This window comes from Jatrophihabitans endophyticus, assembly GCF_900129455.1.
GTDB classification, from domain to species: Bacteria; Actinomycetota; Actinomycetes; order Mycobacteriales; family Jatrophihabitantaceae; genus Jatrophihabitans; species Jatrophihabitans endophyticus.
This window is the reverse complement of the sequence record NZ_FQVU01000003.1, coordinates 419,461-445,993: the sequence shown is the minus strand read 5'-3', so window position 1 is coordinate 445,993 and position 26,533 is coordinate 419,461. Positions and strand designations below refer to the sequence as shown.

30 protein-coding genes are annotated in these 26,533 nt (G+C 73.3%); 6 read left to right on the top strand and 24 right to left on the bottom strand.

What is annotated here, in order from left to right:
* Positions 1–12 precede the first annotated feature (12 nt).
* Genes ruvB through ruvC form a run of 4 tightly spaced genes read right to left on the bottom strand, consistent with a single transcriptional unit; the run spans position 13 to position 2,733 of the window.
* Positions 13–1,062 carry a Holliday junction branch migration DNA helicase RuvB gene (ruvB, locus tag BUE29_RS12250; protein WP_073390611.1) on the bottom strand — a complete coding sequence of 350 codons (1,050 nt, stop codon included), beginning with the start codon at positions 1,060–1,062 and terminating at the stop codon, positions 13–15.
* Complete coding sequence (ruvA, locus tag BUE29_RS12245; RefSeq protein ID WP_073390610.1) at positions 1,059–1,679, bottom strand: Holliday junction branch migration protein RuvA; 621 nt, start codon at positions 1,677–1,679, stop codon at positions 1,059–1,061. The genes ruvB and ruvA overlap by 4 nt, the downstream gene beginning before the upstream one ends.
* Positions 1,676–2,221: a hypothetical protein gene (locus BUE29_RS12240; protein ID WP_073390609.1), complete on the bottom strand. Its 546-nt coding sequence runs from the start codon at positions 2,219–2,221 to the stop codon at positions 1,676–1,678. The genes ruvA and BUE29_RS12240 overlap by 4 nt, the downstream gene beginning before the upstream one ends.
* Entirely contained in the window at positions 2,218–2,733 is a 516-nt protein-coding gene (gene ruvC / locus BUE29_RS12235; protein ID WP_073390608.1) for a crossover junction endodeoxyribonuclease RuvC, read from the bottom strand. Before ruvC ends, BUE29_RS12240 begins: the two co-directional genes overlap by 4 nt.
* 83 nt (positions 2,734–2,816) lie before the next feature.
* On the opposite strand from ruvC, the gene BUE29_RS12230 reads away from it, so the two are divergent.
* The 3 genes from BUE29_RS12230 to BUE29_RS12220 are packed head-to-tail and all read left to right on the top strand — an operon-like array spanning position 2,817 to position 5,040.
* Positions 2,817–3,644, top strand: a complete 828-nt coding sequence (locus BUE29_RS12230) for a site-2 protease family protein (protein ID WP_073391127.1) — start codon at positions 2,817–2,819, stop codon at positions 3,642–3,644.
* On the top strand, positions 3,641–4,450 hold the full coding sequence (locus BUE29_RS12225; protein WP_073390607.1) for an alpha/beta hydrolase: 810 nt from the start codon (positions 3,641–3,643) through the stop codon (positions 4,448–4,450). Before BUE29_RS12230 ends, BUE29_RS12225 begins: the two co-directional genes overlap by 4 nt.
* Positions 4,451–4,509: 59 nt before the next feature.
* The gene (locus tag BUE29_RS12220; protein ID WP_073390606.1) at positions 4,510–5,040 is read left to right on the top strand and encodes a hypothetical protein; all 531 of its coding nucleotides are present in this window, start codon (positions 4,510–4,512) and stop codon (positions 5,038–5,040) included.
* Positions 5,041–5,048: 8 nt separating this feature from the next.
* Here the strand turns inward: BUE29_RS12220 and BUE29_RS12215 are convergent, their stop codons facing one another.
* From BUE29_RS12215 to ffh, 10 genes are all read right to left on the bottom strand, one after another.
* Complete coding sequence (locus tag BUE29_RS12215) at positions 5,049–5,804, bottom strand: YebC/PmpR family DNA-binding transcriptional regulator (RefSeq protein WP_073390605.1); 756 nt, start codon at positions 5,802–5,804, stop codon at positions 5,049–5,051.
* A 43-nt stretch (positions 5,805–5,847) separates the two neighbouring features.
* On the bottom strand, positions 5,848–6,444 hold the full coding sequence (pdxT, locus tag BUE29_RS12210; protein ID WP_073391126.1) for a pyridoxal 5'-phosphate synthase glutaminase subunit PdxT: 597 nt from the start codon (positions 6,442–6,444) through the stop codon (positions 5,848–5,850).
* 46 nt (positions 6,445–6,490) lie between these two features.
* A complete protein-coding gene (locus tag BUE29_RS12205) occupies positions 6,491–6,856 on the bottom strand; it encodes a ribbon-helix-helix protein, CopG family (RefSeq protein WP_073390604.1) in 366 nt (121 codons plus the stop codon).
* Positions 6,857–7,166: 310 nt separating this feature from the next.
* Entirely contained in the window at positions 7,167–8,084 is a 918-nt protein-coding gene (pdxS, locus tag BUE29_RS12200) for a pyridoxal 5'-phosphate synthase lyase subunit PdxS (RefSeq protein ID WP_073390603.1), read from the bottom strand.
* Between the two features lie 31 nt (positions 8,085–8,115).
* A complete protein-coding gene (locus BUE29_RS12195) occupies positions 8,116–9,156 on the bottom strand; it encodes a DUF3048 domain-containing protein (protein ID WP_073390602.1) in 1,041 nt (346 codons plus the stop codon).
* Positions 9,157–9,158: 2 nt separating this feature from the next.
* Positions 9,159–9,746, bottom strand: coding sequence for a LemA family protein (locus BUE29_RS12190; protein WP_073390601.1), 588 nt, complete (start codon positions 9,744–9,746; stop codon positions 9,159–9,161).
* A gap of 57 nt (positions 9,747–9,803) precedes the next feature.
* Positions 9,804–10,919 (bottom strand): glycosyltransferase family 4 protein, encoded by a 1,116-nt coding sequence (locus BUE29_RS12185; protein WP_073390600.1) that lies wholly within the window; start codon positions 10,917–10,919, stop codon positions 9,804–9,806.
* 3 nt (positions 10,920–10,922) lie between these two features.
* On the bottom strand, positions 10,923–11,879 hold the full coding sequence (locus tag BUE29_RS12180) for a phosphatidylinositol mannoside acyltransferase (protein WP_073390599.1): 957 nt from the start codon (positions 11,877–11,879) through the stop codon (positions 10,923–10,925).
* Complete coding sequence (pgsA, locus tag BUE29_RS12175) at positions 11,879–12,517, bottom strand: phosphatidylinositol phosphate synthase (protein WP_073390598.1); 639 nt, start codon at positions 12,515–12,517, stop codon at positions 11,879–11,881. Before pgsA ends, BUE29_RS12180 begins: the two co-directional genes overlap by 1 nt.
* Before the next feature lie 86 nt (positions 12,518–12,603).
* Entirely contained in the window at positions 12,604–14,145 is a 1,542-nt protein-coding gene (ffh, locus tag BUE29_RS12170) for a signal recognition particle protein (protein WP_073390597.1), read from the bottom strand.
* Positions 14,146–14,309: 164 nt separating this feature from the next.
* Between ffh and BUE29_RS12165 the strand changes: the two genes are divergently transcribed.
* Positions 14,310–15,101 (top strand): SGNH/GDSL hydrolase family protein, encoded by a 792-nt coding sequence (locus BUE29_RS12165; RefSeq protein WP_143168153.1) that lies wholly within the window; start codon positions 14,310–14,312, stop codon positions 15,099–15,101.
* 87 nt (positions 15,102–15,188) lie between these two features.
* Here the strand turns inward: BUE29_RS12165 and fabG are convergent, their stop codons facing one another.
* From fabG to lgt, 8 genes are all read right to left on the bottom strand, one after another.
* Positions 15,189–15,953 carry a 3-oxoacyl-ACP reductase FabG gene (gene fabG, locus BUE29_RS12160; protein WP_073390595.1) on the bottom strand — a complete coding sequence of 255 codons (765 nt, stop codon included), beginning with the start codon at positions 15,951–15,953 and terminating at the stop codon, positions 15,189–15,191.
* Between the two features lie 6 nt (positions 15,954–15,959).
* Entirely contained in the window at positions 15,960–16,757 is a 798-nt protein-coding gene (locus BUE29_RS12155; RefSeq protein ID WP_073390594.1) for an SDR family oxidoreductase, read from the bottom strand.
* Positions 16,757–17,722 (bottom strand): LLM class F420-dependent oxidoreductase, encoded by a 966-nt coding sequence (locus BUE29_RS12150; protein WP_073390591.1) that lies wholly within the window; start codon positions 17,720–17,722, stop codon positions 16,757–16,759. The genes BUE29_RS12155 and BUE29_RS12150 overlap by 1 nt, the downstream gene beginning before the upstream one ends.
* Complete coding sequence (locus BUE29_RS12145; RefSeq protein WP_084180988.1) at positions 17,719–18,399, bottom strand: TetR/AcrR family transcriptional regulator; 681 nt, start codon at positions 18,397–18,399, stop codon at positions 17,719–17,721. The genes BUE29_RS12150 and BUE29_RS12145 overlap by 4 nt, the downstream gene beginning before the upstream one ends.
* A gap of 21 nt (positions 18,400–18,420) precedes the next feature.
* A complete protein-coding gene (locus tag BUE29_RS12140) occupies positions 18,421–19,668 on the bottom strand; it encodes an acyl-CoA dehydrogenase family protein (RefSeq protein WP_073390588.1) in 1,248 nt (415 codons plus the stop codon).
* Positions 19,669–19,724: 56 nt separating this feature from the next.
* Positions 19,725–20,744 (bottom strand): phosphotransferase family protein, encoded by a 1,020-nt coding sequence (locus BUE29_RS12135; protein WP_073390586.1) that lies wholly within the window; start codon positions 20,742–20,744, stop codon positions 19,725–19,727.
* A 109-nt stretch (positions 20,745–20,853) separates the two neighbouring features.
* Positions 20,854–21,564 (bottom strand): VIT1/CCC1 transporter family protein, encoded by a 711-nt coding sequence (locus tag BUE29_RS12130; protein ID WP_073390583.1) that lies wholly within the window; start codon positions 21,562–21,564, stop codon positions 20,854–20,856.
* Complete coding sequence (gene lgt / locus BUE29_RS12125) at positions 21,548–22,534, bottom strand: prolipoprotein diacylglyceryl transferase (protein WP_084180986.1); 987 nt, start codon at positions 22,532–22,534, stop codon at positions 21,548–21,550. Before lgt ends, BUE29_RS12130 begins: the two co-directional genes overlap by 17 nt.
* A gap of 5 nt (positions 22,535–22,539) precedes the next feature.
* Here lgt and BUE29_RS12120 point away from each other — a divergent pair, with 5 nt between their 5' ends.
* Positions 22,540–23,514 (top strand): quinone oxidoreductase family protein, encoded by a 975-nt coding sequence (locus BUE29_RS12120; RefSeq protein ID WP_073390578.1) that lies wholly within the window; start codon positions 22,540–22,542, stop codon positions 23,512–23,514.
* A gap of 104 nt (positions 23,515–23,618) precedes the next feature.
* A complete protein-coding gene (locus BUE29_RS12115; protein ID WP_073390576.1) occupies positions 23,619–24,323 on the top strand; it encodes a lysozyme in 705 nt (234 codons plus the stop codon).
* Between the two features lie 64 nt (positions 24,324–24,387).
* Here the strand turns inward: BUE29_RS12115 and trpA are convergent, their stop codons facing one another.
* A complete protein-coding gene (gene trpA, locus BUE29_RS12110) occupies positions 24,388–25,197 on the bottom strand; it encodes a tryptophan synthase subunit alpha (protein ID WP_073390573.1) in 810 nt (269 codons plus the stop codon).
* The gene (trpB, locus tag BUE29_RS12105) at positions 25,194–26,462 is read right to left on the bottom strand and encodes a tryptophan synthase subunit beta (RefSeq protein WP_073390569.1); all 1,269 of its coding nucleotides are present in this window, start codon (positions 26,460–26,462) and stop codon (positions 25,194–25,196) included. The genes trpA and trpB overlap by 4 nt, the downstream gene beginning before the upstream one ends.
* Positions 26,463–26,533 lie beyond the last annotated feature (71 nt).

Here is a 26,533-nt window from a genome sequence, read left to right as displayed (position 1 = left end):
CGAGGACAGAGGTTACGCGTCGAACAGTGTCCGGCCCGGGGAATCGCCGCCGCCGCCGGGCGGCGGAACCGCCCCGAGGTGTGTCCAGGCCGCCGGGGTCGCGACCCGGCCACGCGGCGTGCGGGCGAGCAGACCGGCGCGGACCAGGAACGGCTCGGCGACCTCCTCGACGGTCTCGACCTCCTCGCCGACGGCCACCGCGAGGGTGCCGACCCCGACCGGGCCACCCCCGAACCGCCGGACGAGCGCGTCCAGGACGGCCCGGTCGAGGCGGTCCAGACCGAGCTCGTCGACGTCGTAGACCGCGAGCGCGGCGGCCGCGACCGCGGTGGTGACGACGCCGTCGGCCCGGACCTCGGCGTAGTCGCGCACCCGGCGCAGCAACCGGTTGGCGATGCGGGGCGTGCCCCGCGACCGGCTCGCGATCTCGGCGCCGCCGTCGCCGCGCAGCTGCACCCCGAGCAGGTCCGCCGAGCGGCGCAGCACCTGCTCCAGCTCGTCGGGATCGTAGAAGTCCATGTGCGCGGTGAACCCGAACCGGTCGCGCAGCGGGCCGGTCAGCAGCCCGGCCCGCGTGGTGGCGCCGATCAGCGTGAACGGGGCGAGGTCGAGCGGGATCGCGGTGGCGCCGGGCCCCTTGCCGACGACCACGTCGACGCGGAAGTCCTCCATCGCCATGTAGAGCAGCTCCTCGGCGGGGCGCGCGATGCGGTGGATCTCGTCGACGAAGAGCACCTCCCCCTCGCCCAGGCTGGTGAGCAGCGCGGCGAGATCGCCGGCTCGCTCGATGGCCGGACCGCTCGTGACCCGGATGGGCGCACCCAGCTCGGCGGCGACGATCATGGCGAGACTGGTCTTGCCGAGCCCCGGCGGGCCGGAGAGCAGGATGTGGTCGGGCGGCCGGTTGCGGCGCATCGCGCTCTCGAGCACCAGGCTCAGCTGCTCGCGCACCTTGGGCTGGCCGACGAACTCGTCGAGCTGGCGCGGCCGTAGCGAGTTCTCGACGTCGCGTTCGTCGGGCAGGACGGCGGGGTCGACGACATCCTCCTCGAACTCGGTCATCGCGTGCGGCCCAGCAGCTGGATGGAGCGGCGCAGCAGCGTCGGGACGTCGGGCGCGGCGCCCTCGTCGCCGAGGTCGGCGGCGACGACCTCGATGGCGTCACCGGCCTCCTTCGCGGAGAAGCCGAGGCCGGCGAGAGCGTGCGCGAGCTGGTCGCGCCACGGGGCCACCGCGACGACCCCCTCGCCGGTCGGGACGCCCGCGTCGTCGCCGTCGATCGCGCCGATGCGGTCTCGCAGCTCGACGACGATGCGCTCGGCGCCCTTGCGGCCGATGCCGGGGACCGTGACCAGCGCGGCGAGGTCGGACGTCGCGATCGCCCGGCGCAGCTCGCGGGGCGGGTGGACGGCGAGCATGGTCTGCGCCAGCTTGGGTCCGACCCCGTTCGCGGTCTGCAGCAGCTCGAACAGCGCCCGCTCGTCGTCGTCGGCGAAGCCGTACAGGGTGAGCGAGTCCTCGCGCACGACCAGCGACGTGGCCAGCCGGGCGGTCTCCCCCACGCGCAGCCGGGCGAGCGTCCCGGGCGAGCACGAGACCGCCAGCCCGACGCCGCCGACCTCGACGACCGCCCCGTCGGGCGCGACCGCGGCCACGGTGCCGCGGACGCTCGCGATCACGACCCCTCCCGCGGGCGCCGCTCGACGGCGCGCAGCGCGGTGCGCGACGACTCCGCCTCGTCGAGCTCGAGCCGCTCGCGGATCGCCAATGCGCGGGCGAAGTGCTCCCGCGCGTCGTCCCAGTGCTCCTGGTCGAAGTCGTTCTCCCCCGCGTGCTGGTGGGTGAACGCGTCGACGACCGGCCCGAACTGCGACGCCGCGGCCAGCAGCTCGGTGTAGACCGGGTTCGACTCGACGAAGGCGCCGCGCCACTGCTGCACCCGCGCGAGCCGCAGCCGTGCCAGGTGCTGCTGCGCCGCGGTGCCCGCGATCTCGGCCCGGTCCACCGCGGCGTTGGCCTCGTCGAGCGCCTCGTCGAGCGCCCCGGTGACCCGCAGCAGGTCGACGAGGTCGCCGCGCGCCAGGAGCTCGCCGGTCTCGTCGTCGGCGCCGCGGATCTCGCCCTGCAACCGGGTGACGTGGGGGGCGGCGTCGGCCGTGGTCGTCTCGCGCAGCGTGTGGGGGTCGTAGCGCAGCTCGGGGCCCTCGGGCGTCTCGGTCATGTCCTCACTCTCGCAAGCGCGTCGGACATCCGCCGCTGCGCGCTGCCACGCCAGACGTGGCAGATCGCCAGGGCCAGCGCGTCGGCGGCGTCGGCGGGGCGGGGCGTCTCGGCCAGCCGCAGCAGGCGGGTGACCATCGCCCCCACCTGCGCCTTGTCGGCGGTGCCCGACCCGGTGACGGCCGCCTTGACCTCGCTCGGCGTGTGCAGGGCGACCGGCAGCCCGGCGCGGGTCGCCGCGACGATGGCGAGACCGGCCACCTGCGCCGTGCCCATCACGGTGCGCACGTTGTGCTGGCTGAACACCCGTTCGACGGCGACGACGTCGGGACGGTGCCGGGCGATGGCGGCACCGATGGCGTCGGCCTGGGCCACCAGCCGCTCGCCGATGGCCGCGTCGGGCGGCGTGCGGACGACGGCGACGTGGACGAGCCGCAGCGGACGGCCCGGCGCGCCGTCCACGACCCCGATGCCGCACCGCGTCATGCCCGGGTCGACACCGAGTACCCGCACCCGTACCTCCCAGCCGGATCGAACGGTCGTTCGACCGGTCAGCCTAGGTCACGCGCACGGCTCGCTCCCGTACCGTGCGCGGCATGTCGGTGTACAACCTCGGCAATCGCCGCAGCACCGGGAACCGCCGGCCGAGCCCGCTGTTCCTGGTCTTCGTCGCGGTCACGGCGCTCGGTGGCCTGCTCGCCTGGACGCAGTCGGGCGCCGGGTCGATCCCGGGCAACATGGGCGTCTTCGTGTTCGTGCTCGGCGGCTGGGTCGTCTCGGTGTGCTTCCACGAGTTCGCCCACGCCTACGCGGCCTACCGGGCCGGCGACCGCAGCGTGGAGGCCGCGGGGTACCTCACCCTCAACCCGTTCAAGTACGCCCACCCGGTGCTCTCGATCGTCCTGCCGCTGTTCTTCATCGTGCAGGGTGGCATCGGCCTGCCCGGCGGCGCCGTGTACCTGCACCGCCACGCGTTCCGCAGCCGGGCGATGCAGAGCGTGGCGGCCGCCGTCGGCCCGCTCACCAACCTCGTGCTCGGTGTCGTGCTGCTCGTGCTGGCCAAGCAGCACGCCACCGACGTCGGGCTCTACTTCACCGGGCAGGACAACCACGCCCGGTTCTGGGGCGGAGTCGCCTTCCTCGGCTTCCTGCAGGTCACCGCCGCGGTGCTCAACCTGCTGCCCGTGCCCGGGCTGGACGGCTACGCGATCGTCGAGCCCTACCTGGACCCGCAGACCCAGCAGTACGGCGACCGGGTCAAGCCGTGGGGCATGCTCGCCGTCATCGTCCTGCTCATCGTCTTCACCCCCCTCAACGACGCCTTCTTCGATCTCGTGGACGCGCTGTGCCGGCTCACCGGCATCCAGGACGGCTTCGCCGGGGTCGGGCGGTACTTCTTCCAGTTCTGGGAGAAACCGGCGTGACCGACCGCCGCCGGTTCCTGCTCGGCGGCGCGGCCGTGCTCGCGGGGATCGCCGGCACGCTCGCCGCCTGCGGCGCGGACGACACGGTCGGCATCGTCACCGGCGGCACGTTCCGCTCGCGCTACCGGCATGCCGCCACGGGCTGGACGATCGCCCGCCCCGCCGGCCACGCCCACGACCGGCTGCCGGTCCTGGTCGCGCTGCACGCCCGCGGCGGCGACCACGGCGCGGTCTTCACCAACCTGCGTCTCGACCGCGTCCTGGCCGACGTCGTCGGCTCGGGCACGGCGCCCTTCGCGATCGCCTCGGTCGACGGCGGTGACCACGAGTACTGGCACCCGCGGCGCGGGACCGATCCGGCGGGCATGGTCGTCCACGAGTTCCTCCCCCTGCTCGCGCGGCACGACCTCGACACCCGGCGCGTGGCCTTCATCGGGTGGTCGATGGGCGGCTACGGCGCGCTCTACCTCGCGACCGTCCTCGGCCGCGGCCGCGTCGCCGCGCTCGTCGCGGAGAGCCCGGCCATGTGGCACCGCGCGGGCCAGCGGGTCGAGGGCTCCTTCGACGACGACGCCGACTTCGACCGGCACGCCGTCCTGCCGAGGGCGAGCCGGCTCGACGGCATCCCGGCGCGGATCTCGTGCGGCGACCGCGACGGGTTCCGCTACGTCGTCACCGATCTGCGGGCGCGGATCCGTCCCAGACCGGCGGGCGGGATCGAGCCGGGCGGCCACGACGACGCGTACTGGCGCAGTCAGCTTCCGGCCGACCTGCGCTTCGCTGGCCGGCACCTCGCGCGACCTTAAGGCTGCCCGAAGGTCCGTCCGGAGGGTGGGCGACACCCACCCGCCCTCCGGAGGACACCATGCGCAACCCCCGCCCCGCCGCCGCGCTGCTCGCCACCATCGCCGCCGCCGCCCTGCTCGCCGGCTGCGGCTCGGACGGCGCCGACGGGCCTGCCGGCGTGGACCGCACCGACGCCGGCGCGAAGGTCGGCGCGAAAGCCGGCGGCGGATCGGTGGACGGGCCGTGCGACGTCACGGACCGGACGACGGTCGCCTCGGTGTTCCCCGGCGCGGCGGCCGGCAAGGCCGGCTCGGTACGCAACTGCGAGTTCGCCGTCGCGTCCGGGTCGGTCACCAAGGTCAACGTCTTCTACTTCGACGGCACGACCCTCGCCCAGTACAAGCAGCAGTGCAAGGACAACGACATCGCGTTCACCGCGGTCCCGATCGGCGACGGGGCCATCCGCGACCAGGTGCACACCGTGGTCGTGCAGCAGGGAGCGGTGCTCTTCGGCGTCCAGGCGATCGGTCACTCCATGCAGGCGGCGGCGCTCGCGCGCAACGACCCGCAGGTCATGGCCCTGGCGCGCGCGATCGCCGCGGGCCTCTGACCCTGGGCTCACTCGGCGCCGACGGCCTCCAGCACGTCGTCGCTGACGTCGAAGTTGGCGTAGACGTTCTGGACGTCGTCGAGGTCCTCGAGCGCGTCGACGAGCTTGAGCACCTTGCGCGCGCCCTCCTCGTCGAGGGGCACCTGCACGCTGGGCAGGAACGAGGAGTCGGCCGAGTCGTACTCGATGCCGGCGTCCTGCAGGGCGGTGCGGACGGGCACCAGGTCGGTGGCCTCGCTGACGACCTCGAACGCCCCGCCGAGGTTGTTGACCTCCTCGGCCCCGGCGTCCAGGACGGCCAGCAGCACGTCGTCCTCGGCCAGGTCGGTGGCCGGCACGACCACCACGCCCTTGCGGTTGAACAGGTACGCCACCGAGCCCGGATCGGCCATGTTGCCGCCGTTGCGGGTCATGGCGGTGCGGACCTCCATGGCGGCGCGGTTCTTGTTGTCGGTGAGGCACTCGATGAGCACCGCGACCCCGCTCGGGCCGTAGCCCTCGTACATGATCGTCTGCCAGTCGGCGCCACCGGCCTCGGCGCCCGACCCGCGCTTCACGGCGCGGTCGATGTTGTCGATCGGGACCGAGTTCTTGCGCGCCTTCTGGATGGCGTCATACAGGGTCGGGTTGCCGTCGGGGTCACCGCCACCGGTGCGGGCCGCGACCTCGATGTTCTTGATCAGCTTGGCGAACAGCTTGCCGCGCTTGGCGTCCTTCGCGGCCTTCTGGTGCTTGGTCGTCGCCCATTTGGAGTGGCCTGACACGTCGGCGCTCCCGTCCTGTCGCTCGTGATCCCAACGATCCAGTCTACCTGGCGGTCTCGGTGACCATCCGGCAGAAGTAGGCGTGCACGCGACCGTCGCCGGTCATCTCGGGGTGGAAGGACGTGGCCAGCAGCGCTCCCTGCCGGACGGCGACGACCTGCCCGGCACGGGTGGTGCCGAGGGCCCGCGCCGCGGGGCCAAGTTCCTGCACCCAGGGCGCCCGGATGAACACCGCGCGCACCGGCCCGCCGTCGACCCCGTCGACGGCGACGTCCTCCTCGAACGAGTCGACCTGCCTGCCGAAGGCGTTGCGACGCACCGCGATGTCCAGGCCGCCGATGGTCTCGGCGAGCGGCGACCCGCCGCTGTCGACGCGGTCGGCGAGCAGGATCATCCCGGCGCAGGACCCGTAGACCGGCAGCCCGTCGGCGATGCGCTCGCGCAGCGGGTCGAGCAGCTCGAAGGTGCGGGCGAGCTTCAGGATCGTCGTCGACTCGCCCCCCGGCAGCACCAGCCCGTCGACCGCCGCGAGCTCGGCGGGCCGGCGCACCGGCACCGCACCGCAGCCCGCCGCTTCCAGCGCGCGGGCGTGCTCGCGCACGTCACCCTGCAGCGCGAAGATCCCGATCGTCGGCACGATGTCCGAGCCTACCGAGCGCCGGCTCGCGCGCCGCGGCCGCCGACGGTCACCACGGCCGGGCGTCCGGCGGGGCCGCGAGCGCCCGTCGCAGGTACGCGCGCGCCAGCACGCTGACCCCGACACCCTGGCGTTCGGCCCGGCCGCGCAGCTCGGCCATCTCGTCGTGGTCGAGGCGCAGGCTCAGCGTGGCCGAGGATCCGGGCGTGGCCCGCCAGCGGCGGGTACCGACCCCCACGGGCCGTCCCGCCGGGGTGTCACCGCGCTCGATCGGGCGGCACGCGTCGACCTCGGCGCCCCCGATCCGGGCCAGGACGCGGCTGATCGACCCCGACTCGACCAGCAGCCGCTCCATCTCGTCCGGGTCGAGCCCGGCCGCCGCGCACCGCGCCCGAACGTGCTGTTCCAGTTCCATCGCTACCGCCCCCGTCGTCGGCCCCGCGACTCCGCCACGCGGCTCGCACGTCCCAAGCTAGGACGGGCCTACGACAGCTTCGGCCGCCCGGCGCGCCACATGGCAGCCCCGGCGGTCGTCGACCGCGGGCCCTCGGCGCGGTGTCACACGGCCCGTGTGCATGTCGTATGCACGCCGTATGCACGCCGTATGCACGCCGTATGCACGCCGTATGCACGCCGTGTGCGGCCTGCACACGACGCGCACACGCGCCGTCCTACATCACGAACAAGGGTCCCGGCAGACCGGCGACACCCGGCGCGGGTGGTGCCTACCAGCCGCGCTCGGCGAGCCGGTGCGGCTGCGGGATCTCGTCGACGTTGATGCCGACCATGGCCTCGCCGAGGCCGCGCGAGACCTTGGCGATGACGTCGGGGTCGTCGTGAAAGGTGGTGGCCTTGACGATGGCCTCGGCACGCTGGGCGGGGTTACCGGACTTGAAGATGCCCGAGCCCACGAACACGCCCTCGGCGCCGAGCTGCATCATCATCGCCGCGTCCGCGGGCGTGGCGATGCCGCCGGCGGTGAAGAGGACGACCGGCAGCTTGCCGTTGCGGGCGACCTCGGCCACCAGCTCGTACGGCGCCTGCAGCTCCTTGGCCGCGACGTAGAGCTCGTCCTCGGGCAGCGAGCCGAGCCAGCGGAGCTGGTCGCGCAGCTTGCGCATGTGGGTGGTGGCGTTGGAGACGTCACCGGTGCCGGCCTCGCCCTTGGAGCGGATCATGGCCGCCCCCTCGGTGATGCGGCGCAGCGCCTCGCCGAGGTTGGTGGCCCCGCACACGAAGGGCACGGTGAACTGCCACTTGTCGATGTGGTTGGCGTAGTCGGCCGGGGTGAGCACCTCGGACTCGTCCACGTAGTCGACGCCGAGGGACTGCAGGACCTGCGCCTCGACGAAGTGGCCGATGCGCGCCTTGGCCATGACCGGGATGGAGACGGCCGCGATGATGCCGTCGATCATGTCCGGATCGCTCATCCGCGACACGCCGCCCTCGGCCCGGATGTCGGCCGGGACGCGCTCCAGCGCCATCACCGCGACCGCGCCCGCGTCCTCGGCGATCTTCGCCTGCTCCACCGTGACGACATCCATGATGACGCCGCCCTTGAGCATCTCGGCCATGCCTCGCTTGACGCGGCCGGTGCCGACGGTGTGATCGGCCGGGGTGGATTCGCTGCTGTGCTCGGACATGGACCCGAGTCTACGAGCCGCGGCCAGTGCGCTAGGAGGCGAGCTGCTGGCCGTTCTTGGTCAGGACCACCCACGTGCCGCCGGGACGGAAGACGAGCTTCTTGCCCTTCCCGTCGAGCAGCGTCGTCCCGGCGTTCGTCTTCGCGCGCTTCCAGGTCCCGCCGACGCGCTTGCCGTCGCGGAAGAGCACGACCTTGCCCGAGCCGACGGTGTTGGTGAACTGGTTGGGGTTGCCGTTCACGTCGGTGTCGGCCCGGAACGGCACGACCTTGCAGAACTGGACGAGCACGTTCGGAGTCGCGACGAGGGCGCCGCTCGCGGTCCGCTGCGCCTGGCCGTCGATGTAGCGGACGTAGCGGTGGGTCTTGCGGTTGTAGCGGAACTCGACGGCCGTGCCGCCGACCCGCGTCTCGACCCGGGTGCCGGACGACGCTCCCTTGAGCTGGGACGTCGACGCCGACCAGCTGAACCCGACGTCACGGGCACCCGGGGCCTTGAGCGCCTTGGCCACCACGGCCAGGTTGGCGCTGAGGTTGTAGGGCGCCGGCTTGTCGCCCGTGCGCTGGAACCCCGGGCCGCCACGGTCGTTGATCGTGGTCTTGAGGTAGGAGCGGTCGAGGTAGCGCAGCGGCACCTTGGCCCCGCCCGAGGCCACGAAGGCGACCTTGCCGTACTGGCTGACGAGCTCGGGATCGGCGGCGCGAGTGCTGCGGACGGACGCGACGGTCGGCAGCGAGGAGTGGAACACGCCGACGAGGCGGGTCAGGCCGCCCTCGACCTCCTCGATGTACACCACGTCGGCCTTGTCGATGTTGCGCTGCGGCCGGCCGTTGGCGGTGTCGTCGATCTTGACCGCGACCACGGCGTTGCGGCTGAACTTCCCGCCGAAGAGCGGGTCCGGGGTCCGCTTCGCGGCCGGGGACGACGAGCTGGACGACGACGGGGTCGTGGGCGTGGCCGACGCCGAGCTCTGCTGCTTGTGGTCGTCGCCACTGCACGCCGACGCCGCGAGCAGCGTGGCGACGACGCCGCCGGCGACGAGCGTGCGGGACGGGCGGGTCAGGGGGGTCATCGTCAGTCCTCTTCCGTGGGTTCGGCGCGCGCGGGCCTCGCGGCGGTGGGCGTCGGGGCAGGCAGGGTGTCGTCGATGTCGAAGAAGGGCGGCATCTCGCGCCGGCCGGCCATGCGCAGCATTCTCGGCATGCGTCGGTCACGCAGCGCTCGCGTGTCACGGACCGCGTCATTGTAGAAGCGGCGGGCGATCAGGACCCGCGCGGCCGCCTCGCGCAGCTCGTCGACGGCGGCGGCGTGCGCGGCGTCCGGTTCGTCGCTCGGCCGGGCGACCAGGTCGACCACCGCGCGTCCCACGGCGTTCTCGGCGCCGTCGCGCGCGGTCAGCTCCGTGCCGCCGGCCCCGGCCGCCAGCGCGACCCGCGCGGTGTCGTCGAAGCGGGTGCGCTCGTCGTCGGGCAGTCGCGTGTGCGGCGACTCGGCGACGTGCTGCAGCGCGGCGGCCCGGCGCACCAGCTGGCTGTCGAGGGCGGCCTGGGCGGCGTCCACCCGGGCGTGCAGGCGGTCCAGCCGGGTCAGCGTGAACGTGAACCACATCGTCACCAGCACGGCGAGGACGACGGCGGCCACGAACCAGCCGACGGGGAGCACGAGCGGGACTCTAGGCGAGACGGCGGGCAGACTCGGGACGCCTCGCGCAGGTGTGGCTCATGTCCCGGCGCCGGCGATCGCCAGCTCGTAGACGCGCAGCACGTCGCCGACGATCACCGACCAGTCGTACGGCGCGACCGCCCGCGTCCCCGCCGCGACGAGACGGTTGCGCAGCGGCGCGTCGTCCAGCACGTCGGCGAGCGCCCCGGCGAGGGCGCGCGGGTCGCCGGTCGCGAAGCACCTGCCGGCCACACCCCCGTCGAGGACGCGGCGGAAGGGCTCGATGTCCGACGCCACGATCGCCGTCCGCGCGGCCATGGCCTCGAGCAGGATGACGCCGAAGCTCTCCTGCCCGGTGTTCGGCGCGCAGTAGACGTCCACGCTGCGCAGCATGCGGGCCTTGTCGGCCTCGCTCACCTGGCCGAGCAGGTCGAAGCGGTCGGCGAGCCCGGCCGGCAGGCCGGCGCGGAAGTCGTCCGCGTCGCCGCGGCCGGCGACCACGACCCGCAGCTCGGGGCGCAGCGGGGCCAGCAGCTCGAGCGCGCCGACGAGGACGTCCATGCCCTTGCGGGCCTCGTCGTAGCGGCCGATGAAGCCCACCGTGCCACCGGCCCGGGGGTAGCCCGGCAGCGGTTCGGCGCCGGCGTAGTGGTCGACGGCGACGCCGTTCGGGATCACCACGGCGTCGCCGCCGAGATGCTCGACGATGACCTGCCGGGCCGCGGCCGACACCGCGATCTTGCCCGAGATCTTCTCCAGGAAGGGCTGCAGCACGGTGTCGAACATGGCGAGGAAGCGGGAGCGGACGGTCGCGGCGTGGAAGGTCGCCACGAGCGGGCCGTCGTGGATCATGCACGTCAGCAGCGAGAGGCTCGGCGGCGCGGGCTCGTGCACGTGGACGACGTCGAAGGCCCCGTCGCGCAGCCAGCGCCTCACCCGGGCCGCCGACACCAGGCCGAACTGCAGGCGCGCCACCGAGCCGTTGTACGGGATGGGCACCGCCTTGCCCGCCACCTCGAGATAGTCGGGGCGGTCGGGGATCTCGTCGTCCCCGGGCGCCAGCACCGACACGACGTGGCCGAGGGTGACGAGCTTCTCGGCGAGGTCGCGCACGTGGGCCTGGACCCCGCCGGGGATGTCCCACGAGTACGGGCACACGATCCCGATCCGCATCGCCTACCGTCCGGTGGTCCCGGCCGGCGCGGCGGCGACCGGTGGCGCGGGGCGGGCCGGCAGGTCGGCGAGCCACAGCCGCTGCAGCATGTGCCAGTCCTCGGGCTTGCCGCGGATGCCCTCGGCGAACAGATCGGCCATCGTCTGCGTCGCCGCGACGACCCGGTCGCGCAGCCGCTCCCCCGGCAGCGCGACGGGGCCGCGCAGGTCGTGGCCCCAGCCGTCGTCGCCGACGAAACGGGAGTGCGCGACGATCAGCTGGGCACCGGTCGTGGCGGCGAGCAGCGCGGGACCGGCCGGCATGCGGGTGCGCTCGCCGAAGAAGTCGACCTCGATGCCGTGGTGCGACAGGTCGCGGTCGGCCAGCAGGCACACCACGCCGTTGTCCCGGAGCCGGTCGGACAGCACGGCCATGGGCGGGCGCTCCCCGCCGGTGAGCGCGACGACCTCCATCCCGATCGACTCGCGGTAGGCGACGAAGCGATCGAAGACCGACGCCGGGCGGAGCCGCTCCGCGACCGTGGTGAGCGGCCCGTAGCGCTCGATGCACCAGATCCCCGAGGCGTCCCAGTTCCCGGAGTGCGACAGCGCCACCACGACCCCGTTGCCCGCGGCGAGCCCGGCGTCGAGCAGGTCCAGGCCCCGGCTGTTGCGGTCGAAGCTCTCGGCCACCGCGGCGTGGTCCATCGCCTCCAGCCGGAACGTCTCGAGCCAGTAGCGCGAATAGGAGCGCAGCGCGGCGCCGACCAGCGCGTCCATGCGCAGCTCGGACATCGCCGGCCCGACGACGCGACGCAGGTTCCTGCGCAGCTGCCGGGCCCCGCCGCCGTTGCGGACGGTGGCGGCGTCCGCGGCCGCGCGGAAGGCGCGGGCCGAGACACCCCGCGGCAGCGACTTCACCACGCTCCAGCCCGCGGAGTAGCCGAGTCCGGTCGCGCGCTCCCGGACGCCGTCGAGCATCAGGAGCCCGCCGGCCGGGGCGCCTCCACGGCGGCGGCGCGGGCACGGGACTGCTCGCGGACGGTCGCGAAGCGCTGGACCACGGTGATCGCGGACGCGGCGACGAGCAGCCACAGCGCGACGGCGAGGACGAAGGGGACGCCGAGGCCGGTGAGGCCCGTGCCGACCAGGACCGCGATCAGCCGTTCGGCCCGCTCGGCGATGCCGACGGTGCAGGTGAAGCCTGCCCCCTCGGCGCGCGCCCGGATGTAGCTGGTCAGCGACCCCAGCACCAGGCACAGCAGCGCGGCGAGCAGCATCCACCGCTCGCCGTGCTGGGCGTAGTACCAGGCGACGGCGCCGAACACGGCCGCGTCGGCGATGCGGTCGCACGAGGAGTCCAGGACGGCACCGAAGTCGGTGCCACGGCCCCCGGCCCGGGCCACCGCGCCGTCGACCATGTCGAGCATGACGAAGAACCAGACGACCAGCGTCCCCACGAAGAACCAGCCCGTGCCGAGCAGGGCCAGGGCACCGGCCACGGCACCGACGGTGCCGACGACGGTGATGACGTCGGGGGTGACGCCGGCGCGGACGAGAGCGGTGGCCAGCGGCACCAGCGCGCGGGAGAAGGCGGCGCGGGCGTGGATGTTCAACACGCTGGAGTGGGTCCGTTCGCGTCGGTGGTCGGGCAGGAGGGTCGGCCCACGATAGCCGCCGGCGGCGCGCGCCCCGGCGCTCCCGGCTACTCCTTGGGCAGCTTGAGCTTGGACAGGTCGGGCATCTGCATGCCGGGCGGGAGCCCCGGGGGCAGCTGATCGCCGCCGAGGCCGGCACCGGGCAACCCGCCGGGCAGGCCGCCCGGGTAGCCCGCGGGCATCCGGGCCTGCGTCGGCCCGCGGCTGCCGCCCTTCTTGCCCTTCTTGCCCTTGCGGGTGTTCTTGGAGGACTTGGTCGCGCTGCGCTTGCGCATGCCCGGCAGCCCCATCCCGCCGAGCTGGCCCATCATCTTGCGGGCCTCGAAGAAGCGGTCGACGAGCTGGTTGACGTCGCTGACCTTCACGCCCGAGCCGGTGGCGATGCGCAGTCGCCGCGAGCCGTTGATGATCTTGGGGTTCTCCCGCTCCGCCGGCGTCATGCCACGGATGATCGCCGCGGTGCGGTCGAGGTCCTTGTCGTCGACCTGCGCCAGGGCGTCCTTCATCTGCCCCATGCCCGGCATCATGCCGAGCAGGTTGCCGATGGGGCCCATCCGGCGGATCGCCTGCAGCTGGTCCAGGAAGTCCTCGAGGGTGAACTGGTTGCCGGCGGTCAGCTTGGCCGCCATCCGCTCGGCCTCGTCCTGGTCGAAGTGGCGCTCGGCCTGCTCGATCAGGGTCAGCATGTCGCCCATGCCGAGGATGCGCGAGGCCATCCGATCGGGATGGAAGACGTCGAAGTCCTCGAGCTTCTCACCGTTCGAGGCGAACATGATGGGCTGCCCGGTGACCTCGCGGACGCTCAGCGCCGCACCACCGCGGGCGTCGCCGTCGAGCTTGGTCAGCACGACGCCAGTGAAGCCGACACCGTCCTGGAAGGCCTGGGCGGTGTTGACCGCGTCCTGGCCCACCATGGCGTCGACGACGAACAGGACCTCCTGCGGGTCGACCGCGGCGCGGATGTCGGCCGCCTGCTGCATCATCTCGGCGTCGATGCCCAGGCGGCCGGCGGTGTCGACGACGACCATGTCGTGCTGCGCGCGGCGGGCGAAGTCGATCGAGTCCCGCGCCACCCGTACCGGGTCCCCCACTCCGTTGCCCGGTTCGGGGGCGTAGGTCTGCACGCCGGCGCGCTCACCGACCACCTGCAGCTGGTTGACCGCGTTCGGGCGCTGCAGGTCGCAGGCCACGAGCAGCGGCGTGTGGCCCTGGTCGCGCAGCCAGCGGGCCAGCTTGCCGGCGAGCGTCGTCTTGCCGGCGCCCTGCAGGCCGGCGAGCATGATCACCGTCGGCGGCTGCTTCGCGTACTGCAGCCGGCGGGTCTCGCCGCCGAGGATCGCCACGAGCTCCTCGTTGACGATCTTGATGACCTGCTGCGCCGGGTTCAGCGCCTTGGAGACCTCGGCGCCGCCCGCGCGCTCCTTGATCCGGGCGATGAACTGCCGGACGACCGGGAGCGCGACGTCGGCCTCGAGCAGGGCGATGCGGATCTCGCGCGCGGTGGCGTCGATGTCGGCGTCGGACAGTCGTCCCTTGCCGCGCAGGTTGGTGAAGACGCCGGAGAGCCGGTCGGAGAGCGTGTCGAACACGCGCCCAGCGTACGTGCCCCGCGCCGCGCACCGAGTCCGCTGCGGCTCGCGGGCCGTCCACAAGTGGCCACCGCGGATGACTGGTGCGGACCAGTGGTCTCGCGATAGAACATCCCGGACGGAAATCGCAAACCGGACACACCGGTTCCCCAGTGGAGGTCGCCGTGCGCCGCATCCCCGTCCTGTTCGCCACCCTCGTCGCCGCGCTCGGCGCCGTCCTCGCCCTCGCCTCCCCGGTGGCCGCGGCGGCCGCGGTGCACTACGTCGCGCTCGGCGACTCCTACTCCTCCGGCGTCGGCGCCGGCGACTACGTCGACAGCTCCGGTTCCTGCGACCGCAGCACGAACGCCTACAGCCAGGTGTGGGCCGACGCGCACTCCCCCGCCTCGTACACCTCGGTGGCCTGCTCCGGCGCGACCACCGCCGACGTCGTCGCCGACCAGCTCTCGGCGCTGTCGGCGACGACGACGCTGGTCAGCATCACCATCGGCGGCAACGACGAGGACTTCGCCGGGGTGATGAAGGACTGCAACCTCAAGAGCGACGACACCTGCGTCAGCGAGATCGACGCCGCCGAGGCCGACGCCCGCAGCGCGCTGTCCGGCAAGCTCGACAGCCTGTTCGCCCAGATCCGCGACCGCTCGCCGGACGCCGAGCTCGTCGTGCTGAACTACCCGGACTTCTACGACCTCGACGCCGACTGCGTCGGGCTGAGCCAGACCAAGCGGACGAAGATCGACGAGGGCATCGACGTGCTCTCCACGGTGCTGTCCGGTGCGGCGTCGCGGGCGGGCGCGACGTTCGCCGACGTCCGGCCCGCGTTCGCCGGCCACGAGATCTGCGACGACAACCGCTGGCTGCACTCGGTCAACTTCGCCGACTTCGGCATCTCCTACCACCCGACCGAGGACGGCCACCGCAGCGCCTACTACCCCACCTTCGCCGCCGCGGCGTGACCGCCTCCCCGGCACTTCGCTGATGTCGTCGCCGGATCGCTCAGCTCTCAGCCGACGCTGTCGCCTGAGCGATCCGGCGCGGCTCACCTACACCAGTTCGCTGCCGCCGTCGACGTAGAGCACCTGGCCGGTGACGTAGCCGCTCTCCTCGCCGGCGAAGAACGCGGCGGCGTTGGCGATGTCGGCGGGGACGCCGCCGCGACGCACCGGGTTGTTCTTCGCGTTCGCCTCGCGCATCTGCTCGATCGTGATGCCGATGCGCTCGGCCGTCGCCTTGGTCATCGCGGTCTCGATGAAGCCGGGCGCGATGGCGTTGGCGGTGATGCCGAACGGGCCGAGCTCGATCGCGAGCGTCTTCGTCAGGCCCTGCAGGCCCATCTTGGCCGTCGAGTAGTTCGCCTGGCCGCGGTTGCCGGTCGCCGAGGTCGAGGACATCGAGATGATGCGGCCGTACTTGGCGTCCACCATGTGCTTCTGGGCCGCCTTGCTGCAGAGGAAGGCACCGCGCAGGTGGACGTTCATCACCGTCGTCCAGTCGTCCTCGCTCATCTTGAACAGCAGGTTGTCGCGCAGCACGCCGGCGTTGTTGACCAGGATGTGCAGGCCGCCCAGCTCGGCTGCGACCTGGTCCACGGCCGCCTGCACCTGCTCGCCGTCGGACACGTCGGCGCCCAGCGCGATCGCGGTGCCGCCGATGCCGGTGATCTGGTCGACGGTGGCCTGCGCGGCCGCTTGATTGAGGTCGAGCACCGCGACCTTGGCGCCGTCGGCGGCGAGCCGCGCGGCGATGCCGGCACCGATGCCCTGCGCGCCGCCGGTGACGAGCGCGACGCGGTCCTGAACTCCTGCCATGACGAACTACCTTTCCTCGTTGTCCGATCGGTCGGTCGAGACGAGCCGGCGTACACCGGCGAGCCAGCGGTCGGGGCTCGACGCCTTCTGCGCCCAGAACGTACCGACCTCGGGATGCGGCAGGAGCAGGAACCTGTCCCCCGCGAGCCCCGCGGCCACCACGTCGGCGACGTGCTCGGCGCTCACGATGTCACCCGACGCTGCGACCGCCTGCGCGCCGGCCTCGCCCGCGGCGAGCGGGTCCATGAGCAACGGTGTCGACACGCCCATCGGGCAGAGCACGCTGACGCCGATCCCGCGGTCGCCGTAGGTCACCGCGAGCCACTCCGCGAACGCCACCGCGCCGTGCTTGGTCACGGCGTACGGCGCGTCGCCGGGCGAGGTGAGCAGCCCCGCCGCCGACGCGGTCTGCAGCAGGTGGCCCCGGCCGCGCTCGAGCATCGCGGGCAGCACCGCTCGCGCGGCGTGCACGTGCGCCATGACGTTGAGGTCCCACGCGGCCTGCCACAGCTCCGGCGAGGCGACCCCCACGCCGGTGGTGCGACCGGCGTTGGAGCAGAACAGGTCGATGCGGCCCTCGCGATCCAGCGTGCGTGTCACCAGCGCCGCGACGGCGTCGGCGTCGGCGACGTCCACCTGCTCGGCGACGCCGCCCACCTCGGCCGCGACGGCCCGCGCGCCGTCCGCGTCCCGGTCGACGACGACCACGTGACGCGCACCGTCGCCGTGGAAGCGGCGTGCGAGGGCGGCGCCGATCCCGCTCGCGCCGCCGGTGACGACGACGACCGCGTCGTGGATCTCCATCAGGCCCCCTCGGGTGCGAGTCGGCGCAGCAGCTCCAGGGTGGGCGGCCCGTCCGGGGTCGGGACGAGCGCCAGCACCGGGGTCGTGACGCCGGCCGCGGCGTAGGCCTGCACCTGGTCGCGGCACGACTCCGGGCTGCCGTGAAGAACCAGGTCGTCGACCACGTCGTCGGGCACCGCCGCGAGCGCCGCCTTGCGGTCGCCGGCCGCCCACGCCTCGTGCATGGGACGCAGCACCTCCCCGCGTCCGAGCCAGTCGTGGAACGCCGCGTACGCGGGCACCGTGAGGTAGCTGGAGATCATGAACCGGCCCACGTTGCGCGCGTATTCGACGTCCTCGGTCGGGCAGACGAAGATGCGGGCCACGACCTCGGCGTCGGGGTTCGCGACCTCGGCGAGGCACTGCGCGACGTCGTAGGACGCCAGCCAGTTCAGGATCGCACCGTCCGCCTCGCGTCCCGCGAGTTTGAGCATTTGCGCGCGAAGTGCCGCCAGCACGATGGGCGGCGGCTCGGCCGGCGGCCCGTCGAGCTTGAACCGGCTGACGCTGAAGGTGTCGAACTCGCCGTCGACCCGCTCCCCGGCGAGTGCCGTCCGCACCGCCCGCAGCACGTCGCGGGTTCGGCGGAACGGCTGGTCGAACGCGAGGCCGTTCCACTTCTCGACGATCGCGGGACTCGACGCGCCGAGGCCGAGCACGAAACGCCCCGGCGCGGCCTGGGCCAGCGACGACGCCGACATCGCGATCAGCGCGGGCCCGCGGGTGAAGGCGGGCACGATCGCGGTGCCGAGACGCAGCGTCGGCTCCCACGAGGCGGCCAGGGCGAGCGGCGTGAAGGCGTCGGTGCCGTTCGTCTCGGCCGACCAGAGGTCGGTGTACCCCAGGTCGGGCAGGGCGCGGACGATGTCGGCGTGGTCGGGCAGTGACACCCCCGGCAGCGGGACGGTGAGCCCCCATCGGGTCATGGCCGGTGCTTCCCTTCGGTCGGCGTGAGCGCGGCGAGGACGAGGTCCGCGAGCTCGGCCGCGAACTGCGCCGGGCGGAGCGTCCCCCCGGCGCGGAACCACAGCGGCATCTCGTTGATGACGCCGAAGATGGTGTAGGTGACGGTGTCGGCCGAGGCGACGGTCGTGAAGTCGCCGCTGGCCTGGCCGTCACGGACGAGCCGGCGCACGGTGTCGTGGTAGCGACGGCGCTGCCGGCGGTACTGCGCGGTGCGCTCGCCCCCGAGCTTGTGCTGCTCGCGCCAGAAGACGAGCGCGGGGCGGGCGTTCGCGGCCGTCGAGGTGACCAGGTCGTCGATCAGCGCGCGCAGCGTGAGCGCCGGGCTGGCGCCGCGGGCGAGGATCTCGGCCATGCTCGCGAGCTGGCGCTCGATGAGATCGCCGTACACCTCGTACAGCAACGCCTCCTTGCTCGCGAAGTGGTGGTAGAAACCGCCCTTCGCGACCCCGGCCCGGGCCAGCACCTGCGCCACGCTCGTGCCGTCGTAGCCCTGCTCGGCGAACAGATCGACGGCGGCGGCCAGCACGCGCTCGCGCGCGCCGTGCGCCGGCGGGTCCGGGAGGTCCGGGAGGTCCGGGAGGTCCGGGAGGTCCGGGAGGTCCGGGAGGTCCGGCGGGCCGCCGGCGGGCCCGGTCACGGCCGACCGCCGGCGGGCGCGTCAGTCACGCGGCGCATGGGCACGCAGCTCGTCGCGCGCGATGGAGCGCAGGTGCACCTCGTCGGGCCCGTCGGCCAGGTGCAGCGTGCGCAGCTGCGCCCACATCTCGGCCAGCGGCACGTCGCCGGACACGCCCGCACCCCCGTGCGCCTGGATCGCGCGGTCGACGACCCACGACGCAGCCCGCGGCGCGGCGACCTTGATGGCCGCGATCTCGGTGCGGGCGTCCTTCACGCCCACGGTGTCGATGAGCCAGGCGGCCTGGAGCACCAGCAGCCGGGCCTGGTCGATGGCGAGCCGCGACTCGGCGATCCACTCCTGCACGACCCCGTGGCGCGCGATCGGCTGGCCGAACGTCGAGCGTGACGCCGTGCGCGTGCACATCAGCTCGAGCGCGCGCTCGGCCATGCCCAGGCTGCGCATGCAGTGATGGATCCGGCCCGGGCCCAACCGCGCCTGGGCCATCATGAAACCGCCGCCCTCCGGGCCGAGCAGGTTCTCGGCCGGGACGCGGACGTCGTAGTCGATGACGCCGTGACCGCCGTGCGGGCCGTCGTCGTAGCCGAACACGCTCGTGGAGCGCTCGATGGTGACGCCGGGCGCGTCGAGCGGCACGAGGATCATGGAGTGGCGGGCGTGCCGCGGGCCGTCGACGTCGTTCACGCCCATGACGATGGCGACCGTGCACTCGGGACGCATCGCGCCCGTCGACCACCACTTGCGCCCCCGCACGACGTAGCTGTCGCCGTCGCGCGTGATGGTGGTGGCGATGTTGGTGGCGTCCGAGGAGGCGACGTCCGGCTCGGTCATCGAGAAGCACGAGCGGATCTCACCGTCGAGCAGCGGGCGCAGCCACTGCTCGCGTTGCTGCTCGGTGCCGAACATGGTCAGCAGCTCCATGTTGCCGGTGTCCGGCGCCGAGCAGTTCATGGCCTCCGGCGCGAGGGCGATCGAGCGTCCCGACAGCTCGGCGAGCGGCGCGTAGTCGAGCACCGAGAGCCCGGCTCCGAGCTCCGGGCCGTCCGCGGGCGAGACCCCGGCCGGCAGGAACAGGTTCCACAGCCCGCGGCGGCGCGCCTCGGTCTTGAGCTCGGCCAGCACGGCCGGGGTGCGGAACGGCGTCCCGGCGGCCCGGTTGGCGGCGGCCTGCTCCTCGAACTCGTGCTCGGCCGGGTAGACGTGGTCGGCCAGGAAGGCGCGCACCTCCCGCTGCAGCTGCTGCGAGCGTTCGCTGTGCTCGAAGTCCATCGTGTCCTCTCGTCCGGGATCGCGTTCGGTGGGTAGGTGGTCGGTGCGCGTCGACGTCAGCGCGCCTCGAGCAGCGACAGCGCGCGCTCCAGCAGCTCGGGCACGCGCTCGCCGAAGTGGTCGAAGCCCTCGCCCACCGTCTTGCCGGCGAGGTAGCGGTTGTGGATGCCCTCCGAGACCACGGCGAGCTTGTAGTAGCCGAAGGCGACGTACCAGTCGAGCGCGGTGAGGTCGCGGGGCGAGCGCTGCGCGTAGCGGTCCACGAGCGCGTCGGTGGTGAGGAAACCCTGCGTCGGCGCCATGAGCGGCATGACGGTGTCGTCCTGCGCGGCGAGGCCCTGGTAGACGACCATGAGACCGACGTCGGTGAGCGGGTCGCCGAGCGTGGCCATCTCCCAGTCCACGACCGCCGCGATGCGCTGCAGCCCCCGGTCGAACATGACGTTGGTGAGGCGGTAGTCGCCATGGACGATGGCCGGCGTCGACTGCTCGGGCAGGGTGGTCGTCAGCAGCTCGACGGTGCGCTCGACCTCGGCCCGCGGCTGCGTCTGCGACGCCTGCCACTGCTGGGTCCAGCGCCGGACCTGTCGGGCCAGGAAGCCGTCCGGCCGGCCGAAGTCGCCGAGGCCGACCGTGCCCGGGTCGACCTCGTGCAGGTCGACGAGCGTGTCGACCAGCAGCTCGCAGCTGCGGGTGGCGGCGTCCGGCGTGACGGTCCCGAGCACGTCGGGACGATCGAGCACGACGCCGTCGACGAAGCCCATGAGGTAGAACTGCGCGCCCAGCACGTCGGCGTCCTCGCACAGCGCCACGGCCTCGGGGACGGCCACGGCGGTGCCCTGCAGCGCGCTGATGACGCGCCACTCGCGCACCATGTCGTGTGCGGTGGGCAGCACGTGCGCGAGCGGCGGGCGGCGCAGCGCCCACGTCGCCGTCCCGTCCGTGATGCGGTAGGTGAGGTTGGACTTGCCGCCGGCGATCACCTCGCCGGACAGCTCGCCCTGCCGCAGGCCGGGGCGGGCGCGGTCGAGCCAACCGGTCAGTGCCGCGAGGTCGACGCCGGGGAGATCAGCCATTCACCCGACCCTAAAGACCGACCGGTCGGTCTGACAACGGCGGATGTCACATCCGCGCCGGCGACGACGCGACGGGGCCGAGCGGGTCGGTGACGGATTGAGGGACGGATCAGCCGACCGTCGCCCCGAACGCCGCGCCGACACCGTAGGTGACCGCGGCCGCGGCGAGGCCGAAGGCGAGCTGCCGGGCGCCCGCGAACCACCAGCTGCGGCTCGTGAAGCGCGACGTCACCGCACCGGCGGCGAACAGCGCGACGACGGCGAGCACCGCGGGCACCACGATCGTCGTGGCACCGAGCAGGTAGGGCAGCAGCGGGACGAAGGCACCGAGCGCGAACGACGCGAGCGACGACGCGGCGGCGACGGCCGGGCTGGGCAGCTGCTTGGGGTCGACGCCGAGCTCCTCCCGCGCGTGGACGAGCAGCGCCTGGTCCGGATCGCGCGACAGCTGCGCGGCCACGATGGCGGCGATGTCGGCGTCGACGCCCTTCGCGACGAACGCCTGCGCGAGCTCGGCCTGCTCGGCCGCGGCGTTCGTGAGCAGCTCACGACGCTCGACCTCGACCTCGGCGGCCGTCGACTCGTTCTGGCTGCGCACCGAGATGAACTCGCCGGCCGCCATCGAGAACGCGCCGCCGACCAGGCCGGCCCACCCGGCGAGGGTGACCTGCGTGCCGCTCGACGAGGCCGCGGCCACCCCCGCCACGAGCGCGAAGTTGGAGACGAGCCCGTCCATGGCCCCGAAGACGGTGGGGCGCAGCCAGCCGCCGCCGACGTCGCGGTGCTGGTGGTGGATCTCGGCCTCAGTCGTCGTGCCCACGCTCGGCCGCGACCTCCTCGTCCGCTTCGGGTGCGCCCTGCCCGGCCGGGGCCGGGTCCGCCGCGACCGGCACGGCGACATGGCTGTCCTGGTACGGGCTCGCCTCGCGCTCGGCGCGGAAGCCACCGTGCCGCAGGAAGTAGGCGAGGCCCAGCAGGAAGACGACGATCGAGGTCCACACGTTCAGCCGCAGGCCGAGGATGTGGTTCGCGTCGTCGCGGCGCAGCAGCTCGATCCAGAACCGCCCCAGCGTGTAGCCCATGACGTAGAGGGCGAGGACGTTGCCACGGCCGAGTCGCAGCCGGCGGTCGAGCAGGATGAGCGCGACGCCCACGGCGGCGTCCCACAGCAGCTCGTAGAGGAAGGTCGGCTGGAAGGTGCCGATGACCGCGCCGTTGCTGCGGCCGGTCTCGATCGACAGGTTGTGGATCTCGAGGCCCCACGGCAGGTCGGTCGGAGCGCCGTAGAGCTCGTTGTTGAACCAGTTGCCGAGCCGGCCGATCGCCTGCGCGAAGACCACGCCGGGGATGCAGGCGTCGGCGAACACCGCGAGCCGGATGCCGCGGCGGCGACAGCCGATCCAGGCCCCCACGCCGCCGAGGGCGATGGCCCCCCAGATGCCCAGCCCGCCGTCCCAGATCTTGAGCGCGTCGAGCGGGTGGCGCCCGGAGCCGAAGTACAGCTCGGGGTCGGTGAGCACGTGGTAGAGCCGGCCGCCGACGATGCCGAACACGATCGCCCAGCCGGCGACGTCCCACACGTGGTCCGGATCGCCGCCGCGTTCGCGCCAGCGGCGGGTGGCGACCCACAGCGCGACGACGATGCCGACGATGATGCACAGCGCGTACGCGCGGACGGGCAGCGGCCCCAGGTGCCACACGCTGCGCGTCGGGCTGGGGATCGACGCGAGCAGGCGATCGTCGATGCCGGCCACGGATTTCACGACAGCAACGGTAACCGGGTAGGACATCGGACATGCGCGCAGTGGTGGTGACCGAACACGGTGGCGTCGACGTCCTGGCCGTGCAGCAGCGGCCCGACCCCGAACCCGGCCCGGGCGAGGTGCTCGTCGAGGTCGCGGCGGCGGGCGTCAACTTCAAGGACGTGTACATGCGGGAGGGCGTGTATCCGGGCGAGCCGCCGTTCGTCCTCGGCGACGAGTGCGCCGGCCGCGTCGTCGCCGTCGGCGCGGGCGTGGACGGGATCGGCGAGGGCGACGTGGTGGCCACGGCGTCGGCCCGCGGCGGCCAGGCCGAGCTCGCGGTGGTCGACGCCGCGCAGGCCGTGCCGGTCCCGGAGCAGGTGCCGGCCGACCTCGCCGCGGCGGCACTGCTGCAAGGCATGACCGCGCACTACCTGGTGCACTCGACGTACCCGGTCGCCGAGGGCGACGAGGTGCTCGTGCACGCGGCGGCCGGCGGGGTCGGCCGGCTGCTGGTCCAGCTGGCCACGGCGCAGGGTGCGCGCGTCGTCGCGACCGTCGGCAGCGCGGCGAAGGTCGCCGTCGCCCGGGCGGCCGGCGCCGACGTGGTGCTGCGGACCGACGAGATCGACGCCGGCGACCTCGCGGCCGCGGTGCGCGACGTCGTCCCCGACGGCGTGCACGTCGTCTACGACGGCGTGGGGCGGGCGACGTTCGAGGCCTCGCTCGCCGCCCTCCGTCCGCGCGGCCTGCTGGCGCTCTTCGGCGCGTCGAGCGGTCAGGTGCCCCCGTTCGACCTGCAGCGGCTCAACCCGGCCGGCTCGCTGTTCGTCACCCGTCCCACGCTCGCGCACTACGCGGCCACCCGGGCCGAGCTGCTGCAGCGCGCCGGTGACGTCTTCGCCGGCATCGCCGACGGCTCGCTCGACATCGCCGTGGGCGGTCGCTACCCGCTCGCCGACGTCGCCACCGCGTACCGCGACCTCGAGGGCCGACGAACGACGGGCAAGCTGCTGCTCGCGCCGTGATGCGGCCGATGGAGACCGCTCCCCATGTACGGTTTCCTGCGCTTCTGCCAGGGTTTGTCCGGTTTCGCAGCTCCGTTCCGGACGACCACCAGGAGGCACCCGTCGTGAAGAGAACCGCACTCGCCCTGCTCGCCACCCTCGCCGCCGCACTCGGTCTCACCGTCGCCGCCGGCCCCGCCTCGGCGGCCGGCGTCGTGTACGGCATGGACGTCTCGCACTACCAGGGGTCGATCAACTGGGGCGCGCAGTACAGCGCCGGCGCCCGCTTCGTCTACATCAAGGCGACCGAGGGCACGACCTACACCGACCCGAACTTCGGGTCCAACTACACCGGCTCGTACGACGCCGGCTTCATCCGCGGCGCGTACCACTTCGCCCGGCCGGGGTCGTCCAGCGGCGCCGCGCAGGCGAACTACTTCCTCGCCCACGGCGGCCGGTGGTCCGGCGACGGCAAGACGCTGCCCGGCGCCCTGGACATGGAGTACAACCCGTCCGGAGCCACCTGCTACGGCCTGTCGGCCAGCGCGATGGGCTCCTGGATCCGCGACTTCAGCAACACCTACCACGCGGCGACGGGTGTCTACCCCGTCATCTACACCTCGACGTCGTGGTGGTCGCAGTGCGTCTCGGGTGACTTCTCCGGCACCAACCCGCTGTGGATCGCGCGGTACAGCTCGTCGGTCGGTGCCCTGCCCGCGGGCTGGGGTTACTACACGTTCTGGCAGAACGCCGACTCGGGCACGTACCCGGGCGACCAGGACCGCTTCAACGGCGACCTGAGCCAGCTGCAGGCCCTGGCCCGCGGCTGATCCCCCCACCCCCTCCGCTTTTGGCGGCTGAGCGCAGCATGCTGCGCTCAGCCGCCAAAAGCGGTCAGTGGCGGACGCCCGCGGCGAGCTCCGCGGCCAGCTCGCCCACCGCGGCCACGCCGCTCTCGTCGGGCGAGTCGAGCAGGCACTTCACGAGCGCCGAGCCGACGATGACGCCGTCGGCGAAGGCGGCGATCTCGGCCGCCTGCGCGCCGGTGGACACGCCGAGCCCCACGCACACCGCGACGTCGGGCGCGAGCGCCCGCACCCGGCCGACGAGCGTCCCCGCGGCATCGCCGACAGAGGTGCGGGCGCCGGTCACGCCCATCACGGCGGTCGCGTACACGAACCCGCGCGACGCGGCGGCGGTGGAGACGATCCGCGCGTCGGTGGAGGACGGCGCCACGAGGAAGATCCGATCGAGCCCGTGCTCGTCGCTGGCCGACAGCCACTCCCCCGCCTCCTCGGGAATGAGGTCGGGGGTGATCGCGCCCGAGCCGCCCGCGGCGGCGAGGTCGGCGGCGAAGCGGGCGACGCCGTAGCGCTCGACCTGGTTCCAGTACCCCATCGTGACGGCGGCGCCTCCGGCGTCGACGACGGCGCTGACCGCACGCAACGCGTCGCGCAGGCCGACACCCGCACGCACCGCCGGCTCGGTGGCGCGCTGGATCGTGGGGCCGTCCATCACCGGGTCGCTGTAGGGGATGCCGACCTCGACGACGTCGCAGCCGCCCTCGACCAGCGCCCGCATCGCCGCGATCGAGGTGTCGACGTCGGGGTAGCCGACGGGCAGGTACCCGACCAGTGCGGCGCGGCCGGCCGCCTTCGCGGTGGCGAGCGCGGTGGTCAGGGGGGTGGTCGGCGGGGTGCTCACGACGCCGCCTCGGGCGTCTGCTCGTCGGCCGGTTCGGCGAGCTCGTCCTCGAGGTCCATGCCGAACCACCGGGTGGCGGTCTCGACGTCCTTGTCGCCGCGCCCGGACAGGTTCACCAGGATCACCGCGTCCGGCCCGAGCTCGCGGCCGAGATCGAGCGCACCGGCGAGCGCGTGCGCCGACTCGATGGCCGGGATGATGCCCTCGGTACGCGACAGCAACGAGAACGCGTCCATCGCCTGCCGGTCGGTGATCGGGCGGTACTCGGCCCGGCCGATGTCCTTGAGGTAGGAGTGCTCCGGACCGACGCCGGGATAGTCCAGACCGGCCGAGATCGAGTGCGACTCGATCGTCTGCCCGTTGTCGTCCTGCAGCAGGTAGGACCGCGCGCCGTGCAGCACGCCGGGCGCGCCACCGGTGATGGACGCGGCGTGCCGGCCGGTCTCGACGCCGTCGCCGCCGGCCTCCAACCCGACGAGCCGGACGCCCTCGTCGGGCACGAACGCGGTGAAGATCCCGATCGCGTTCGACCCGCCACCGACGCACGCCGCGACGGCGTCGGGGAGCCGGCCCACGCGTTCCAGGACCTGCGCGCGCGCCTCGTCGCCGATGACGCGCTGGTACTCGCGCACCATGAGCGGGAACGGGTGCGGCCCGGCCACCGTGCCGAAGACGTAGTTGGTCGTGTCGACGTTGGTCACCCAGTCGCGCATCGCCTCGTTGATGGCGTCCTTCAACGTGCGCGAGCCCGTCCGCACCGGGACGACCTCGGCGCCGAGCAGCTTCATGCGCGCGACGTTGAGCGCCTGCCGACGGGTGTCCTCCTCGCCCATGTAGACGACGCAGTCGAGGTCGAGCAGGGCGGCGGCGGTGGCGGTGGCGACCCCGTGCTGGCCGGCGCCGGTCTCGGCGATGACGCGCTTCTTGCCGATGTGACGGGTCAGCAGCGCCTGGCCGAGGACGTTGTTGATCTTGTGTGAACCGGTGTGGTTGAGATCCTCGCGCTTGAGCAGCACGCGGGCACCGCCGGCGTGCTCGGCGAACTTGGGGACGTCGGTGAGCGGCGACGGCCGGCCGGTGTAGTCGCGCAGCAGTCGCGCGAGCTCGGCACGGAAGGCCGGGTCGGCCTGGGTCTGGTCGAAGGCGGCGGCGAGGTCGTCGATGGCGGCGACGAGCGCCTCGGGGACGAACCGGCCACCGTACGGGCCGAAGTGGCCCGTGGCGTCGGGAACGGTAGCGTGCGGACGATCAGGTGCCGTGGTCATGGCGGTGCTCCGGTCGGGACAGGCTGCGGGGACGCAGGAGAGCTGGCTGGGTGGGCGGCGTCAGCCGCGCC

Coding starts and splice junctions, on each gene's coding strand:
- ruvB (WP_073390611.1), bottom strand. CDS start 1,062: ATGACCGAGTTCGAGGAGGATGTCGTCGACCCCGCCGTCCTGCCCGAC.
- BUE29_RS12240 (WP_073390609.1), bottom strand. CDS start 2,221: ATGACCGAGACGCCCGAGGGCCCCGAGCTGCGCTACGACCCCCACACG.
- BUE29_RS12230 (WP_073391127.1), top strand. CDS start 2,817: ATGTCGGTGTACAACCTCGGCAATCGCCGCAGCACCGGGAACCGCCGG.
- BUE29_RS12220 (WP_073390606.1), top strand. CDS start 4,510: ATGCGCAACCCCCGCCCCGCCGCCGCGCTGCTCGCCACCATCGCCGCC.
- BUE29_RS12205 (WP_073390604.1), bottom strand. CDS start 6,856: ATGGAACTGGAACAGCACGTTCGGGCGCGGTGCGCGGCGGCCGGGCTC.
- pdxS (WP_073390603.1), bottom strand. CDS start 8,084: ATGTCCGAGCACAGCAGCGAATCCACCCCGGCCGATCACACCGTCGGC.
- BUE29_RS12195 (WP_073390602.1), bottom strand. CDS start 9,156: ATGACCCCCCTGACCCGCCCGTCCCGCACGCTCGTCGCCGGCGGCGTC.
- BUE29_RS12185 (WP_073390600.1), bottom strand. CDS start 10,919: ATGCGGATCGGGATCGTGTGCCCGTACTCGTGGGACATCCCCGGCGGG.
- BUE29_RS12180 (WP_073390599.1), bottom strand. CDS start 11,879: ATGCTCGACGGCGTCCGGGAGCGCGCGACCGGACTCGGCTACTCCGCG.
- fabG (WP_073390595.1), bottom strand. CDS start 15,953: ATGGCAGGAGTTCAGGACCGCGTCGCGCTCGTCACCGGCGGCGCGCAG.
- BUE29_RS12155 (WP_073390594.1), bottom strand. CDS start 16,757: ATGGAGATCCACGACGCGGTCGTCGTCGTCACCGGCGGCGCGAGCGGG.
- BUE29_RS12150 (WP_073390591.1), bottom strand. CDS start 17,722: ATGACCCGATGGGGGCTCACCGTCCCGCTGCCGGGGGTGTCACTGCCC.
- BUE29_RS12140 (WP_073390588.1), bottom strand. CDS start 19,668: ATGGACTTCGAGCACAGCGAACGCTCGCAGCAGCTGCAGCGGGAGGTG.
- BUE29_RS12135 (WP_073390586.1), bottom strand. CDS start 20,744: ATGGCTGATCTCCCCGGCGTCGACCTCGCGGCACTGACCGGTTGGCTC.
- lgt (WP_084180986.1), bottom strand. CDS start 22,534: ATGTCCTACCCGGTTACCGTTGCTGTCGTGAAATCCGTGGCCGGCATC.
- BUE29_RS12120 (WP_073390578.1), top strand. CDS start 22,540: ATGCGCGCAGTGGTGGTGACCGAACACGGTGGCGTCGACGTCCTGGCC.
- trpB (WP_073390569.1), bottom strand. CDS start 26,462: ATGACCACGGCACCTGATCGTCCGCACGCTACCGTTCCCGACGCCACG.